The 1,430-nt window shown below is 64.4% G+C and carries 1 pseudogene; it reads left to right on the forward strand.

Annotation, left to right across the window (positions count from 1 at the left end):
- Positions 1–1,430: pseudogene (locus ACSHSS_RS29390) on the forward strand (ESPR-type extended signal peptide-containing protein); the annotation flags it as partial.

Genomic DNA, 1,430 nt, shown 5'->3' on the forward strand with positions numbered 1-1,430 from the left:
AACAGCTCGATTGGCTCGCTGTCGACGGGCCTCAGCTCGACCAACAGCTCCGTTACGTCGCTGTCCACCTCGGCTTCGACCGGCATCTCGTCGGCGAACAGTTCGATTGGCTCGCTGTCGACGGGCCTCAGCTCGACCAATAGCTCGGTCACGTCGCTTTCCACGTCGGCATCGACTGGCATCTCGTCGGCAAATAGTTCCATCGGCTCGCTGTCGACTGCAACGTCGAGCAGCATCTCTTCGCTGTCGACTTCCGCTTCGACCGGCCTTTCGTCGGCGAACAGCTCGATCGGGTCGCTGTCGACGGGCCTCAGCTCGACCAATAGCTCGGTCACGTCGCTGTCCACGTCGACCTCGACCGGCATCGCTTCGCTGTCGACCTCCACGTCGACCGCAATCGAAGCGGCGAAAACGCACTACTACAGCGTCAACGACGGCGGTACGCAAAAGGCGAACTACACCAACGACGGTGCAACGGGCGTCAACGCGCTGGCCGCGGGCGTCGCGGCGAGCGCCGCCGGTGCGAGCAGCGTCGCGGTCGGCGATAGCGCAAACGCGAAAGCCAACGGTACGGTCGCGATCGGTCAGAACGCGGTCGCGAACAACATCGGCGACGTCGCGCTCGGCAGCGGCTCCGTGACGGCGGCGCCGAACCCGACGCCGACAGGCAGCGTCGGCGGCGTCACCCACACGTTCGCGGGCGGCAACCCGACCAGCGTCGTCAGCGTCGGCGACAAGGGCGCCGAGCGTCAGGTGACCAACGTTGCGGCCGGCCGCATCACCGCCGACAGCACCGATGCGATCAACGGGTCGCAACTGTTCGCGACCAACTCGGCCGTCGATTCGCTGTCGACCACGGTGTCGTCGTCGAGCAACGCCATTTCGTCGCTGTCGACGGGATTGTCGTCGACCAATAGCTCGGTCGCTTCGCTTTCGACTTCGACGTCGACGGGTCTGTCCTCGGCTAACAGCGCCATCACCTCGCTCTCGACGTCGACGTCGACCGGTCTGTCGTCGGCCAACAGCTCGATCGGTTCTTTGTCGACAAGCCTCAGCTCGACCGATAGCTCGGTCGCTTCGCTTTCGACCTCAACGTCGACCGGCCTCTCGTCGGCCAACAGCTCGATCACTTCGCTGTCGACTTCGACTTCGACGGGGCTCTCGTCGGCCAATAGTTCGATCACGTCGCTGTCGACTTCAACGTCGACCGGGCTCTCGTCGGCGAACAGCTCGATCGGCTCACTGTCGACGGGCCTCAGCTCGACGGATAGCTCGGTCGCGTCGCTCTCGACCTCAACTTCGACCGGTCTCTCGTCGGCCAACAGCTCGATTACTTCGCTGTCGACGTCGACCTCGACCGGCCTGTCGTCCGCTAACAGCTCGATCGGTTCTCTGTCGACGGGCCTCAGCTCGACCGATAGCTCGGTCGC

Source organism: Burkholderia sp. BC1 (genome assembly GCF_052683555.1).